The organism is Deltaproteobacteria bacterium (assembly GCA_019309545.1).
GTDB lineage: Bacteria > Desulfobacterota > Desulfobaccia > Desulfobaccales > Desulfobaccaceae > Desulfobacca_B.
In genome coordinates this window covers 26,198-40,466 of the sequence record JAFDGA010000006.1, presented here as the reverse complement: position 1 = coordinate 40,466, position 14,269 = coordinate 26,198, and the positions used below count along the sequence as shown (strand labels likewise).

Below are 14,269 nucleotides of genomic sequence, written 5' to 3'. Positions count from 1 at the left end.
GATATGGAAACGAAGCCTTCGCTCATGCCGGCTGAACGGATTGAACAGTCCATCATATTGATCCGGGGCGAAAAAGTTATCCTGGATGCCGATCTGGCCAGGCTTTATGAGGTTGAAACCCGGGTTTTGGTCCAGGCCGTCAAACGCCACCGGGACCGCTTTCCCGAAGATTTCATGTTTCAGCTTACCAAAGAGGAGTTTACTCTCTTGAGATCACAATCTGTGAGCTCAAAACAGTGGGGCGGCCGGCGTTATCCGCCCTATGCCTTTACCGAACAAGGGGTGGCGATGCTCTCCAGCGTGCTCAACAGCCCTAGGGCGATCCAGGTCAATATCGAAATCATCCGCACCTTTATTCGGCTGCGACGGATGCTGGCCACCCATAAGGAACTGGCCCAAAAACTGGCGGCCCTGGAAAAAAAATACGATGCTCAGTTCCAGATCGTCTTTGAGGCTATCCATCAACTCATGACCCCACCGGCGCCCAAGCGTCGCCGCATCGGTTTTCTGGGAGAGTGAATAAACTCTAATTTTTGGGTTGAGAATAAGAATAATTTTGCCGGAGGCTCTATAGGGATTATAAAAGGGAACTAATGGCGGCGCGATTAGAAATCACCTGGCGGCCGGAACTGGTGGATGCCGAGGGCGAAGCCATCCGGCGGAAAGCCAAAGAATATTTTGGCCTGGAATTCTCCCGGGTGCGGGTTATCCACATCCTGACCATTGATGCCCAGCTCTCCGGGTGCGAATTGGAGGCCATCCGCACCCAGATCTTTACCAACCCGGTGACCCAGATTTCCAGTTATCAACCATTGGCTGACCGTTTTGATTGGGCGGTCTGGGTGGGGCTCCGGCCCGGAGTACGGGATAACCCGGGGGCTACGGCGGTAGAAGCCATCGAGGCTTTTTTGGGGCGTTCTCTGGACGCGCAGGCGGCGGTCTATACGTCAAAATTATACCTGTTTGAAGGAACCGGCATTTCTTCCAGGGATGTTGCCCGAGTGGCCCAGGAATTGCTGGCCAACGATATTATTCAGGAATTTCGGGTGTATTCCCCAGATGCCTGGAACCCGCAAACCGGCATTGGGTTGATCATCCCCCAGGTGCGGCTTGACCATCTGCCCATCGTCACCACCTTCAATATCGACAGCGACGCCACTTTGCAAGAACTCAGCGAGCTTCGCAATCTGGCCCTCCAGGAGCAGGATATCCCGGTGATCCGGGCCTATTATCTGCGGCCGGAAGTGCAGGCCCGGCGGGCTAACTTTGGGCTCGGTCTGCCTACGGACGTGGAACTGGAATACATTGCCCAGGCCCGCAGCGATCACTGTAATCACAACACTTTCCGGGGGTTGTTTCATTATCACGACCAGGTAACGGGCGAGCAGGTTACGGTTAACAGCCTGTTCAAGACCTGCATCGAAGAACCCACCCTAAAACTGGCCCGGCAAAAGTCCTGGGTGGTGTCGGTGCTCTGGGATAATGCCGGGGTAGGCCGTTTTGATGATGACTACAGTTATGTGATTACCGGCGAAACCCACAATTCGCCCTCCAATATGGAGGCCTACGGCGGCGCGCTGACCGGCATCGTCGGGGTCTATCGCGATCCGCTGGGCACCGGCAAAGGCTCCAAGCTGATTGCCGGTCTGTATGGCTACTGTGTCGGCCCCCGGGATTATCGGGGGCCCTTACAGCCGCATCTGCACCCTCGGCGACTGCTGGACGGGGTCATCGAAGGGGTCAAAGACGGCGGCAATAAAAGCGGCATTCCCACCCCGCTCGGAGTGCTCTATTTTGATCCCAGCTACTTGGGCAAGTGTCTGGTGTTCGTGGCCGCCTTGGGGTTGATACCCAATAAAATCCAGGGTGAGAATGCCGCCCAGAAGACCACTTCCCCCGGTGATTTGATTATCATGTGCGGCGGCCGGGTGGGTAAGGATGGCATTCACGGAGTGACCGCCTCCTCGGAAGTTTACGGGGCCCACACTCCGGCTGGGCATGTGCAGATCGGCGACCCCTATACCCAGAAAAAGATGCACGATTTCCTGCTCGAGGCCCGCGACCGGGGCTACATTGCCTTTATTACCGACTGCGGTGGCGGCGGTTTGTCTTCAGCCATCGGCGAATCAGCCCGGTGGTCCAATGGCTGTGAGGTCTGGCTGGATCGAGTGCCGCTAAAATATGAGGGCCTGGATCAGTGGGAAATCTGGGTCTCCGAATCCCAGGAGCGCATGGTGGTGGCGGTCCGCCCGGAACATGAGGCTCAGTTCCTGGCCCTGGCCGCCAAACACGCAGTCGAAGCCACGGTGATTGGCCGCTATACCGACTCCGGGGCGGTGCATCTGCGCTACCAGGATCAGACCTGCGCCTATATCGACCTCGATTTTCTCCAGGCCGATTTTCCCCAGTGGCAGTTCCAGGCCGAATGGAATCCGCCCGCGGCCCGGGGCTTAACCGAACCGGTGATAGGAGAGGTTCAGGACCACACCGCTCTGCTTCATGCCATGCTGGATCGCCCCAACCTCTGCTCTCGGGAGTGGATCGCCCGGCAATACGATCATGAAGTGCAGGGCGGTAGCGTCATCAAACCCCTGGTGGGCAAAAAGGCCGATACCCCCAGCGACGCAGTGGTAATCCGCCCCCGGATGGAGTCCTGGCGGGGGCTGGCCCTGAGTCAGGCTCTCCACCCGGCTTATGGCCGGATTGATACCTACCATATGACCGCGGTTACTATTGATGAAGCGGTGCGCCGGGTCCTGACAGTCGGCGGTCGTCTGGAGCATATCTCCGGGGTGGATAATTTCTGTTGGCCGAATATTCAGTATGATCCAATCAAGAATCCGGACGGCAAATTTAAGGCCGCCCAACTGGTGCGGGCCAACTGGGCCTTGCGCGATCTCTGTCTGGCCTATGGCATCCCCTTGCTGTCCGGCAAAGACAGCATGTATATCGACGGCCATCTGGCCGGGGCGTATGGCGAAACCCACAAGGTGTCGGGATTGCCGACGCTATTGTTTACCGCGGTCAGCCTGGTCCCGGATGTCCGGCGCTGCCTGACTATGGACCTGAAAACCCCCGGTGACCTGGTCTATCTGGTGGGCGAGACCGAGGACGAACTGGGAGGGTCGGAGCTTTATGAGCTTTGGGGTTACTTGGGGCTCCAGGTGCCGCAGGTGCGTCCGGCAGAGTTCCAGGCTCGCTATCAGGCCCTGGAAAAGGCGATCAACCAGGCCTTACTGGCTTCTATGCACGGGGTTTACCGGGGCGGTCTGGCCGTCCACCTGGCTCTCCAGGCCATGGCGGGCGAGTTGGGACAAGAAGTGGATCTGACTCCGGTGGCCGAGGGGCAAAGCCATCAGGTCGCCTTGTATTCGGAATCGGCTGGCCGCTTGCTGATCAGCGTCGCCCCGGCGGACCGGGAAGCCTTTGAGACCCTGATGTCCGGCCAGCCCCTGACTTTGCTGGGCCAGGTCCGGGCCGATGACCAGTTTGTGGTCCGGCGCCAGGACGAATTACTCATCCAGACCTCGGTCTTGGACCTGAAAGCCAGTTGGCAGAGACGCTTTAGGGGATTAATCTGAAATTTGGGGGCCCAAGTCGTAGGGGTGACCCGCCGGTCGCCCCTACTCTAAAATTACGAAAGTTGAGACAGCCAGGAAGACTTGTCCTGCTAAAAAGTTGTCTTTATGAATAAACCATTGGATCGGTGGGGTTAAATCCTTATGCATGCCGAAATGCTGGTTTTACGCTTTTCAAGAGAAGTGGTAGATCAACCGATTATTTATCGGTTAGTGAAAGATTATGACCTGGAGTTTAACCTGCTCAAGGCCACCATTTACCCCCGGAAAGAGGGGGTTATCGTTATGGAGCTCCGGGGCCACCCGGAAAATTTCCGGAAAGGGGTAAAATACTTAAGAAATGCGGGAGTAGAGGTCCATCGGGTGGCCAGTGAAGTGCGCCGCAATGAGGACCGTTGTTATCAGTGTGGCACCTGCACCGCGGTCTGCCCCACCGGGGCCTTGTCCATTCGCCGACCTGGTATGGAGGTGATCTTTGATCCAGAAAAATGCAGCGCCTGCGAATTGTGTTGCCCGGTCTGCCCGGCTCGGGCCATGGAAGTTAGAATCAATCGGGCCGCGGTGTAAATTTGGGGTCAATATCACTATTTAGAGGTAAATCAGAAAACTTTGGAGTATATCTCAAGTTCCTGGAAAGCATGCGGATCAGGGTCTGGCGGCCGTCTCCCATGCTGATTCCCCAAACCTCACCCTCAACATCTTGTCAGGAAACAATTGACTTTCTTTTCAGCATGCGATAATCTAAAAATACCTTCCCATCAACAGACCTTAAAACGCCAGCACGATAATATGATTATTGCCTGCGAGAAATGCCAGACCAGATTGTCATTGGATGTCCAGCGGAGCAAGGGCCCGGGCGCTCAAGGATATAAATTTTGTTGACAAGGGGGAGTTGTCTAAAGGCTTGAAAGATTAGAGCGGGGTCTGCTTCCTCGTCATCCGGGGGATGGGGAAAACCATGGGACCGAACCGCGGAAATTTATTCTACTCAAGACTGAATTAATCGACGCCAACCAGAAACCGGTGTTGGAGAGCTTTTTTTGGCATCCAGATTTGAGCGCTGCAGGAATTCAGGAGCCGGATGTGGTCAGCGCTTCGTCAATCCTTTGACCGGAATAAACCCTGAAATCTGAGATATGAGGGCCATGAAAAAACTGTTTAGGTTCTTTCGGCGGGATCGAGAGAACCTCAAGGCCATACTCAAGATTTTTTTTCTGTCCCAGAATCTGATGGTGCCGCAGATTCAATGGAACAATACCCGAGACCCGGGGAACGATACTGTGTGTCTGATGATTTATTATTATGCCCGGATACTCTATGAGCTGGCCGAACTTAATGAAAACCGGGTGGCCCGGGAATTGTTGGATTATGTCAGGCGTGTGGCCCGACGGCTCCTGAGTCTGACCGGTCCGGAGCGCCGTTTCCAGATTCCTTTGGGGGAACTAAGGTTGGGACAATCCCTGGACCAACCTGCTGATCGCCTCTATGAAGCAAAGCTCATTAGCCTGGGGAGCGATAGTTACCGGTTGGACTTTCAAGGGGTGATCGGCAAGGAAAAATTTTTTCTTCCGGCCAGTGTCCTAGGTCTGCTGCAGTATTGTATTGACCACTTGGGGGAAGAATACCTGGACCACTTGGCCCAGGGGCTGCAAAGGCTCCATTATTTTTACCGTTATCGGCAGGATTTCTGGGAAGGAGCTGGTCTGTTAAGGGGACCGGCCTTTGCTTTAGGGAAAGAGAGCCTCCCCCCGCCAGGACCTCCGGAAGAACCCAATCCGGTGGAAGAATGATACCGAGCGCCTAAACCTCGCTGACTTTGGCAGCCGCCGATTTGTCATGCAAGCATCCCATCAGGCGGTTCCGGATCTGATCAAACTCTTCGGGGCTGATTACTCCAGAGTCGCGCAGACGGATATAACCCTCCAATTCTCGCCGTAGCTGACCCAACTCATAAGCGGCAGCATCATGACCAGATACCGTAGGTGACTCCACAGTCATTGAAGGCGGTGCTTCCAGGGCCAGAGGTTCGGAACTCGGATAAGGCAAAACATGCGCCGGATAACGATTGCCTTGACACCGGAAGGTGAGCAGCCCGTTTAACAAAGAGACCTCGACATTCTTGCCATCTTTGGCCGCCTCCGCCACAATATCTTTAAACTCAAACCCTTGGGCTGCCATTTTGGCCTTGATCTGACTCCACTTACGAGAGAGCCGCCAGAATCCCAGTGCAATGAGCACAGCCAGACCAGCGATGATCCAGGTGCTGAAGCCCAACACGCCGGTTAGCCAGACCAGAGCCACAATCAGCACAAAAGGGATAGCAATCAGAAACAGCAGGAGGCTGTAAAAGTTCATCATGTTGGAGAATGAACCAATTTTGGGGGCCTCTCCCTTGGTGCTCACCTTTGAAAAGAATTTTCCCATAACAATCCTTGATCAATTAACTCCTTTCAAAATATAAGGTTTATAGCCAGGAATTGCAAATATTTTTAACCTCACCGACTGTTATCGGCGATTCCGAGCAGAGTCCTGACCAGACCGAGATTCAGTTCCCTTTGGCGATCTGCTCGTCTCTGCCAGAAGGGTAAAAGCAAAGTTCCCAAAAGGAAAATCGGATTAATCTTCTCCAGCGGTAAAAAAGCTCCAATAGGCCTTATAGGTCATATACAGATCGCCTTTGGAGGACACTTCAAAGGGGGAGTGCATGGATAACAACGGGGTGCCGCAGTCAATGATATCCATGCCGTGGATGGCCAGAAACTTGGCGATGGTGCCGCCCCCGCCTTCGTCCACCTTTCCCAATTCTCCCGCCTGCCAGACCACGCCCTGGCGGTTGAAGATGCGTCTGATCCAGCCGACGTATTCGGCATGGGCGTCATTAGCCATATATTTGCCGCCGTGGCCGGTGAATTTGGTCAGGCAGACTCCATAGCCCATCCGGGCGGCATTGTTCTTTTCATGGACCTCAGGCCAGTCGGGATCCAAAGCGCCGTTCACGTCAGCCGAGATGGCCCGCGAGGCCATCAGGGCCGGACGCAGGGCCTCCCGCCCCTCACCCTGGCGCAGCAACAATTGAGTAACTAATTCTGCCAGCAGGCAGCTTTTAGCGGAAGTGTTGCCGTCGCTGCCGACCTCTTCTTTGTCCACGAACAGGGCCAGACAGGTATAGGGTGGGTCATTGACCACGAAAATGGCCTCCAGGGCAGCATAGGCACAGGCCCGATCATCTTGGCCGTAGCCGCCGACCAGACTCCGATCCCAGCCCAGATCCCGGGCCCGTCCGGCAGGCACTACTTCCAGTTCCGCACTTACCAGGTCCTCTTCATGCAGGCCATATTTTTCCGAAAGCAGGTGCAAGAGATGAAGTTTAAAACGTTCCTTGGTGTCATCATTGCCATAGGGGAGAGATCCCACCAGAACATTAAGCTTTTCTCCAATAAAGGCCTCATCCACCTTTTTATCCATCTGGACCTTGCGGGCCAAATGGGGCAGCAGATCGCAGACCGTAAACACCGGGTCGGAGTCCTCTTCGCCGACCCTAAGAGTAATGGTGTCGCCGTTTTCTTTGAGGATTACCCCATGCAGGGCCAAGGGGCGGGCCAGCCATTGATATTTTTTGATGCCGCCGTAATAGTGGGTCTTCAAAAAGGTCAGATCCGCTTCTTCATAGATGGGATATTGTTTGAGATCGAGCCGAGGAGAGTCGATATGGGCGGCGATAATGCGCAAGCCGGCGCTCAGGGGCTTGGTTCCCATTACCACCAAGGCCATGGTTTTCCCGCGATAGTTAAGATAAAACCGGGAGCCGGGTTGCTGGTCGGCCAAGTTGACAAATCCCCGTTCCTGGGCCTGACGCTGGATTTCCCCAACCGCCTGGCGCTCGGTCTTGGCCACATCCAAAAAGTTCTTATAGCGCTCGGCGTAAGCTAAAATAGCTGATCGTTCAGCGGCGTCTACCCGATCCCACACCAAACGGGGCTTTACCGCCAGCTTATCACGAAGCTGCTGAATTTCATCTTTAGAAGGGGTTTCCATGCCGTCTTCTCCTTGCTATCCTGCTAAATATGCCTAAGTTTCAGATAAAGCAATAGCTACGTATTAGCCGGACAGATTTCATGTTACTAAAATCACTATCCTTGAAAGATATCATGAAAGGCGAGTCCGGACAAGTCAGGGGGATTTTTTTCTCGGAAAGAGAACCAGCACCTCTGAGAGGCAGGTTAGGCAATCCTGGCTATTAGCCGCCCGGCTTTGAAGTTGCCTTGACTTAAGCATGGAAAAGATATAGATTTAATTTAGCTCCAGCGACGTTATTCAGGTTGACAAGCCATGGGCAGCGATTTAATTTGAACAAGGCGGGCGAGAGTGGCGGAATTTGGCAGACGCGCTGGACTTAGGATCCAGAGGGCAACCGTGGGGGTTCGAGTCCCCCCTCTCGCACCAAGATCGGGAAGGACAGCATCATCGGGACTTTAGACCTGAGTCACTCAGACCAGATGGCTGTAGATTGTAGGTGGGTGGAGATAAGGATACTAAAACTCATACGAATATGGTGCATTCTATGAAAGTGGAAATTGAGGAAATCAGCCCGGTGCAGCGAAAACTCTGGATCGAAGTGCCTTCCGAGGAGGTCGATAAAAACCTTGATCGGGCCTATCGCAATCTGAAGAAAAAAGCCCGGGTGAAAGGCTTCCGGCCAGGCAAGGCGCCCCGCAGTATATTAGAGCGGCTCTTCAAGAAACAGGTAGAAGAGGAAGTCACCCAGGACCTGTTGCGTAATTCTCTGGATGAAGCCTTAAAAGAGGTCAATCTGCACCCCTTAATGCTGCAGATCCCCCAGCAATTACCAGATATAATTCAGGGAGATAACTTTAAATATAGCGTTGAACTGGAGATTACCCCGGAGTTTACGGTAGAAAATTATCTGGGCCTCAAACTAACAGTAGAACCGGTGGAAGTTACGGAGGCCATGATAGACCAACGGTTACGTGAGATTCAAGAACTCAATGCCTGGGTCAAGCCGGTCTCGGAAGCTCGGCCGATCCAAAAAGACGATTTTGTCTTGCTCGATTACGAAGCCTTTCAAGAGGGTAAGCCTATCCCCGGCGGTAGCAACCTGAACTATCACCTGGAGATCGGGGCGGGAAGGTTTAACGTCGATTTCGAACTACAGTTAATCGGTCTGAACCAGGGTGATGAGGCTAATATTCGAGTTGATTTGCCGGAAAATTTTTTTAATCCGGCCTTGGCAGGCAAAACCATAGATTTCACGGTCAAAATTCACGAGATCAAGGAGAAAGAGTTACCGGTCTTGGATGACGACTTTGCCAAAGCTTTGGGAGGCAGTTTCCAAACCCTGGAAGACTTGCGGGAATCGATCAAACAGGATATTATTAATAAAAAGGAACAGCAGCGTCAGGCTGAGTTACGTGATCAAGTGCTTGACCATCTAATCCGCCAGACTGCCTTTGAGGTCCCGCCCTTTCTAATCCGCCAGGAACAGGAATACATCCTGCGGGAGCAGTTAGAAGCCCTCCAGCGTCGTGGTATAAACCTTGCGGGGTTAGATAAGGAAAAAATGTTAGACAAGCTTCGGGACCTGGCCGAGCGCCGGACCCGGTCTGACCTGATTCTGGAAAAAATCGCTGATCAGGAAGGAATCACCGTCAGCAACGCCGAACTGGAAATCGGTTATCAGCAACTGGCCGAGCGGTTGGGGGAAGAGGCGGGGCGCATCAGAGAATTTTATCAGCAACACCAGAGGGTCGAAGAGTTCAGGGGTCGTTTGCGGAAAGATAAAGCGTTGCAACGTCTTATTGAGCACGCGGAAATAGTTGCCCCTCTGGCCGCCACCGAAACAGCCCAGGAGGGGACTTGAGATGCCGTTAATACCCATTGTCGTAGAGCAGAGCAGCCGGGGGGAAAGAGCCTACGACATCTATTCCCGACTACTGAAGGATCGCATTATCTTTTTAGGTTCAACGATCAATGATGACATTGCCAATCTGATTATCGCCCAATTGCTCTTTTTGGAATCGGAGGACCCGGACAAAGATATTCACTTTTACATCAATTCACCGGGAGGCTTGGTGACCTCGGGCCTGGCTTTGTATGACACCATGCAGTATATCAAACCACAGGTGTCGACCCTATGCATGGGTCAGGCAGCCAGCATGGCAGCCCTGTTGTTGGCCGCGGGCGCGCCGGGAAAACGTTTTGCCCTGCCCCACGCCCGTATTCTGATCCATCAGCCGCTGGGGGGGTTCCAGGGTCAAGCCACTGACGTTGATATCCAGGCCCGGGAGATCTTGAGGTTGCGCCAGGAGCTTAACGAGATTCTGGCTCGGCATACCGGTCAATCCTTGGAAAATATTAACCGTGACACCGAACGGGATTTCTATATGTCGGGATTGCAGGCCAAAGATTATGGCCTGGTGGACGAAGTGATCAGTTCACGCCCGATGGAACTGGCAACCCAAGCGGCCTGACCCAAATATGTTCCGGCCGCCCTTAAGAAAAGCTGGAAAAAACCGATAAATTGGTAAACCCTGAGGATATATCCAGCTTGCCAGGATGGGAAACCATCTTGAGCAGATTAATAAAAAATTAAAGCACCGAAGCTACCGCCAGGCGGTTAGCACCCAGGTTCGGGGAGGTAAATGTGATGACTAAACGCGGCAACGATAAATCCTCCGATCTCTTCTGTTCTTTCTGTGGGAAAAGTCAGAGTGAGGTGAAAAAGCTTATCGCCGGCCCCAGCGTTTATATCTGTGATGAATGTATTGAATTGTGCAATGACATCATTGCCGAGGAGTACGAAAAAGAAGAGGCTAAAGGCGCCCGGCTGTCAATACCGGAACCAGCGGATATAAAGAAAGAAATCGACGAATATGTCATTGGTCAGGAACGGGCCAAAAAGATTCTGTCAGTAGCGGTTTATAACCATTACAAACGGATCAACTCTCGGGTCGACATGGACGGCGTGGAACTGCAGAAGAGCAATATCCTGTTGATTGGCCCCACCGGTTCGGGAAAGACTCTGTTAGCCCAAACCCTGGCCAAGATTCTCAATGTGCCGTTTACCATTGCTGACGCCACTACCTTAACCGAAGCAGGCTATGTGGGGGAGGATGTCGAAAACATTATCCTCAATCTCCTGCAGGGAGCTGATTACGATGTGGAAAAGGCCTGTCGGGGCATCGTCTATATCGATGAAATTGACAAGATCGCCCGCAAAACTGACAGCCCCTCTATCACCCGGGATGTCTCCGGAGAAGGCGTGCAACAGGCCCTGCTCAAGATCATCGAAGGGACCATGGCCTCGGTGCCGCCCAAAGGTGGTCGGAAACATCCCCAGCAGGAATTCGTCAAAATCGATACCACCAATATTCTCTTCATCTGTGGCGGGGCGTTTAACGGCCTGGAAGATATTATCAACGCCCGGATCGGTCGCAAGACCATGGGTTTTGTGGCCCCGGTGGAGAGTCAGATCAATCGCAAACTGGGTCAGACCCTGGCTCAGGTGCAGCCTTACGATCTGTTGAAGTTTGGTCTGATTCCGGAATTTGTTGGCCGCTTACCAGTGATTGCCAGCCTGGAAGAACTGGATGAAGAGGCCTTAATGCGCATCCTCAAGGAACCTCGCAATGCCCTGGTCAAACAGTACCAGAAACTCCTGGAGATGGAGCATGTGACGGTGCGGTTTACCGATGGTGCCTTGGCGGCAGTGGCGCGCGAGGCCCTGAAGCGTAAATCCGGAGCCCGGGGACTACGGGCCATCCTGGAACAGGCCATGCTGGATGTGATGTACGAAATCCCCTCGCTCAAGAATGTGCGGGAGTGTCTGATCAACGAAGACGTTATCTTAAAACACGAATCGCCGATCCTAATCTTTGAACCTCAGGCCGAGATTGCTTAACAATCTAAAAGGATCAGGAAAATTATGATATTTAAACTAAACCGACCGAAACTAACATCCGATGGTAAAGGCAGGCTCTACAATACCGTCCCCTTGCTACCTTTACGGGATATCGTGGTTTTTCCCTATATGGTGGTACCACTGTTTATTGGTCGGGAACGTTCCATCCAGGCTCTAGAGAATGCTATGAGCCAGGATAGTCCAGTTCTTTTGGTTACCCAAAAAGACGCCAGCAAGGATGATCCTGGCGAATCCGATATCTATCGCTTCGGCGCGGTGGGGCAGGTATTACAGCTTCTACGCCTGCCGGATGGGACCGTCAAGGCCCTGATCGAGGGCAAAGGGCGGGCTATTATCCGGCAATATCTGGCCAATCCCAACTTCTTCTTGGTAGAAATCGAAGAAATTATCGAGCCCTACGAATATTCGGTGGAAGCCGAGGCGCTGGTCCGGACTTCAATCGATGCCTTTGAGAAGTATGCCAAGTTAAATAAGAAGATTCCTCAGGAGGTCCTGCAGGCAGTCAGCTCGGTTGAAGAGCCCGGCCGACTGGCCGATAATCTGGCGGCCCATCTGACCATAAAAATTGATGAAAAACAGCAACTGTTGGAAATCATCAACCCGGTTAAACGGCTGGATAAGGTCCTGAACTTGATGCAACGGGAAATCAAGGTCTTACAGATCGAAGGTCGGATCAAGAACCGGGTTAAAAAACAGATGGAGAAGACCCAGAAGGAATACTATCTGAATGAGCAAATGCGCGCCATTCAGAAGGAAATGGGCGAAAAAGACGATTTCCGTAGTGAAATCCAGGCTCTCGAAAAAAAGATCAAGAAGAAACGCATGAGCGCCGAGGCCATGACCAAGGTTCGCCAGGAGTTGAAGAAACTCAAGCTCATGAGTCCCATGTCGGCCGAGGCGACCGTAGTGCGCAATTACATTGACTGGCTGATTTCATTGCCCTGGCACGAACGCACCAAGGATAAGCTTGACATTGTCAACGCCGAGCAAATCCTCGATGAAGACCATTACGGCCTGGAAAAACCCAAAGAGCGCATCCTGGAACACCTGGCGGTCCAGAGTCTGGTCAAAAAAATGAAAGGACCGATCCTTTGCCTGGTAGGGCCTCCCGGCGTGGGGAAAACCTCCCTGGCCAAGTCAGTGGCTCGGGCCCTAGGCCGCAATTTCGTCCGTCTGTCCCTGGGAGGCGTTCGGGATGAGGCAGAAATCCGGGGACACCGCCGTACTTATATCGGTGCTTTGCCGGGTAAGATTATCCAATCGCTCCGCAAAGCCAAGACCAACAACCCGGTCTTTTGTCTGGACGAAGTGGATAAGATGAGCACTGATTTTCGCGGCGATCCTTCGGCAGCCCTGTTGGAAGTGCTGGATCCAGAGCAGAATTTCGCCTTTAATGACCACTATCTGGATGTTGATTACGATCTTTCCGAAGTGATGTTTATCACTACCGCCAACAATCTGTATTCCATCCCGCTGCCGCTGCAGGACCGGATGGAAATTATCCGCCTGCCGGGCTATACAGAGGTTGAGAAGCTCCATATAGCGCAGCAGTTTCTGGTTCCCAAACAGCGGCAGGCCAATGGCTTGGAAGCAGATAATATTGAATTTTCGGAAAATGCCATCTTAACCATTATTCGCCATTATACTCGTGAAGCCGGGGTCCGGAATCTGGAACGGGAGATCGCCTCCATCTGCCGAAAAGTGGCCCGGGAAGTGGCCAAGGAAGGCAGAGAACATAAAGTCAAGGTTTCCAGCCAGAACATCCCCAAGTATCTGGGGGTGCCCAAGTTCCGCTTTGGTCGCACTGAGGAACACGATGAAGTCGGCCTTACCACCGGACTGGCCTGGACTGAATTCGGAGGCGAACTGCTCCAGACCGAGGCAGTGATTCTTCCCGGGCGGGGCAAACTAATCATCACCGGCAAGCTGGGGGAAGTGATGCAGGAATCGGCCCAGGCCGCCCTGAGTTATGTCCGCTCCCGGTCGGAACAACTGGGCCTGGGTCGCGATTTTTACCGCAAAATCGACATCCATGTGCACGTTCCAGAAGGGGCCATCCCTAAAGATGGGCCGTCAGCCGGGATTACCATTGCCACCAGCATCGTCTCGGCCCTGCTCAAGGTTCCGGTGCGGCGGGATGTGGCCATGACCGGAGAGATCACCCTCAGAGGACGGGTGCTGCCCATAGGCGGTTTGAAAGAAAAGATCATTGCCGCGCACCGGGGCCAGATCAAAACCGTACTGATCTCCAAGGATAACGAGAAGGACATTAAAGAGATCCCGGCCCGAATTTTGAAAGCAGTGGAACTGGTTACCGTCGAACATATGGATGAGGTGCTGAGACAGGCTCTGGCGCTCGAGGATCCCGATAGTCTATTTCGCGCTCAACCTTCAGCCCTGTCCGATAAGCCGGTCTTCTTGCCGGTTGGCGAGGTTCCGGCTGATCATGAGATTCGGGCCCATTGAGGAATTTCCCTTGACAGGGGGTAAATATATCGGGTACATTTCAATTCTTTAACCGGATATCAGGGCGGATAGCTCAGAAGGGAGAGCATCGGCCTTACAAGCCGGGGGTCACAGGTTCGAATCCTGTTCCGCCTACCACGAACGTCACAGAGGTGCTGATTATCTGGCAACCTGAAGGGGGCGTAGTTCAGATTGGATAGAACGCCGGCCTGTCACGCCGGAGGTCGCGAGTTCAAGTCTCGTCGTCCCCGCCAAAGAAATACAAGGACTTAGAACAATTTCTAAG

Annotated in this window: 10 protein-coding genes and 3 tRNA genes; 11 read left to right on the top strand and 2 right to left on the bottom strand. The window is 53.3% G+C overall.

Annotated elements, in window-relative coordinates:
• Positions 1 to 3 precede the first annotated feature (3 nt).
• From JRG72_03015 to JRG72_03000, 4 genes are all read left to right on the top strand, one after another.
• Positions 4 to 519: an ORF6N domain-containing protein gene (locus JRG72_03015; GenBank protein MBW2134194.1), complete on the top strand. Its 516-nt coding sequence runs from the start codon at positions 4 to 6 to the stop codon at positions 517 to 519.
• Positions 520 to 593: 74 nt separating this feature from the next.
• Positions 594 to 3,581 carry a phosphoribosylformylglycinamidine synthase gene (locus JRG72_03010; GenBank protein MBW2134193.1) on the top strand — a complete coding sequence of 996 codons (2,988 nt, stop codon included), beginning with the start codon at positions 594 to 596 and terminating at the stop codon, positions 3,579 to 3,581.
• 141 nt (positions 3,582 to 3,722) lie between these two features.
• Entirely contained in the window at positions 3,723 to 4,145 is a 423-nt protein-coding gene (locus JRG72_03005; protein MBW2134192.1) for a 4Fe-4S dicluster domain-containing protein, read from the top strand.
• Between the two features lie 578 nt (positions 4,146 to 4,723).
• The gene (locus tag JRG72_03000) at positions 4,724 to 5,368 is read left to right on the top strand and encodes a hypothetical protein (protein ID MBW2134191.1); all 645 of its coding nucleotides are present in this window, start codon (positions 4,724 to 4,726) and stop codon (positions 5,366 to 5,368) included.
• Between the two features lie 10 nt (positions 5,369 to 5,378).
• Here JRG72_03000 and JRG72_02995 read toward each other — a convergent pair whose 3' ends face one another.
• Complete coding sequence (locus tag JRG72_02995) at positions 5,379 to 5,981, bottom strand: hypothetical protein (protein MBW2134190.1); 603 nt, start codon at positions 5,979 to 5,981, stop codon at positions 5,379 to 5,381.
• A gap of 213 nt (positions 5,982 to 6,194) precedes the next feature.
• Positions 6,195 to 7,613: an aminopeptidase gene (locus JRG72_02990; GenBank protein MBW2134189.1), complete on the bottom strand. Its 1,419-nt coding sequence runs from the start codon at positions 7,611 to 7,613 to the stop codon at positions 6,195 to 6,197.
• Between the two features lie 324 nt (positions 7,614 to 7,937).
• Here JRG72_02990 and JRG72_02985 point away from each other — a divergent pair.
• The 7 genes from JRG72_02985 (at position 7,938) to JRG72_02955 (ending at position 14,237) form a co-directional block, all read left to right on the top strand.
• Positions 7,938 to 8,021: transfer RNA gene (locus JRG72_02985), tRNA-Leu, on the top strand.
• A gap of 118 nt (positions 8,022 to 8,139) precedes the next feature.
• Positions 8,140 to 9,456: a trigger factor gene (gene tig, locus JRG72_02980; protein MBW2134188.1), complete on the top strand. Its 1,317-nt coding sequence runs from the start codon at positions 8,140 to 8,142 to the stop codon at positions 9,454 to 9,456.
• A gap of 1 nt (position 9,457) precedes the next feature.
• A complete protein-coding gene (gene clpP, locus JRG72_02975; protein MBW2134187.1) occupies positions 9,458 to 10,066 on the top strand; it encodes an ATP-dependent Clp endopeptidase proteolytic subunit ClpP in 609 nt (202 codons plus the stop codon).
• Positions 10,067 to 10,242: 176 nt separating this feature from the next.
• Complete coding sequence (gene clpX / locus JRG72_02970) at positions 10,243 to 11,496, top strand: ATP-dependent Clp protease ATP-binding subunit ClpX (GenBank protein ID MBW2134186.1); 1,254 nt, start codon at positions 10,243 to 10,245, stop codon at positions 11,494 to 11,496.
• Between the two features lie 24 nt (positions 11,497 to 11,520).
• The gene (gene lon / locus JRG72_02965) at positions 11,521 to 13,983 is read left to right on the top strand and encodes an endopeptidase La (protein MBW2134185.1); all 2,463 of its coding nucleotides are present in this window, start codon (positions 11,521 to 11,523) and stop codon (positions 13,981 to 13,983) included.
• Positions 13,984 to 14,045: 62 nt separating this feature from the next.
• Positions 14,046 to 14,121: transfer RNA gene (locus JRG72_02960), tRNA-Val, on the top strand.
• Positions 14,122 to 14,159: 38 nt separating this feature from the next.
• Positions 14,160 to 14,237 (top strand) — tRNA-Asp (locus JRG72_02955).
• Positions 14,238 to 14,269 lie beyond the last annotated feature (32 nt).

Excerpts from the sequence above, each read along its gene's own strand:
- JRG72_03010 (MBW2134193.1), top strand. The coding sequence starts at position 594 with ATGGCGGCGCGATTAGAAATCACCTGGCGGCCGGAACTGGTGGATGCC.
- JRG72_03005 (MBW2134192.1), top strand. The coding sequence starts at position 3,723 with ATGCATGCCGAAATGCTGGTTTTACGCTTTTCAAGAGAAGTGGTAGAT.
- clpX (MBW2134186.1), top strand. The coding sequence starts at position 10,243 with ATGACTAAACGCGGCAACGATAAATCCTCCGATCTCTTCTGTTCTTTC.
- JRG72_03015 (MBW2134194.1), top strand. The coding sequence starts at position 4 with ATGGAAACGAAGCCTTCGCTCATGCCGGCTGAACGGATTGAACAGTCC.
- JRG72_02990 (MBW2134189.1), bottom strand. The coding sequence starts at position 7,613 with ATGGAAACCCCTTCTAAAGATGAAATTCAGCAGCTTCGTGATAAGCTG.
- lon (MBW2134185.1), top strand. The coding sequence starts at position 11,521 with ATGATATTTAAACTAAACCGACCGAAACTAACATCCGATGGTAAAGGC.
- clpP (MBW2134187.1), top strand. The coding sequence starts at position 9,458 with ATGCCGTTAATACCCATTGTCGTAGAGCAGAGCAGCCGGGGGGAAAGA.
- tig (MBW2134188.1), top strand. The coding sequence starts at position 8,140 with ATGAAAGTGGAAATTGAGGAAATCAGCCCGGTGCAGCGAAAACTCTGG.
- JRG72_03000 (MBW2134191.1), top strand. The coding sequence starts at position 4,724 with ATGAAAAAACTGTTTAGGTTCTTTCGGCGGGATCGAGAGAACCTCAAG.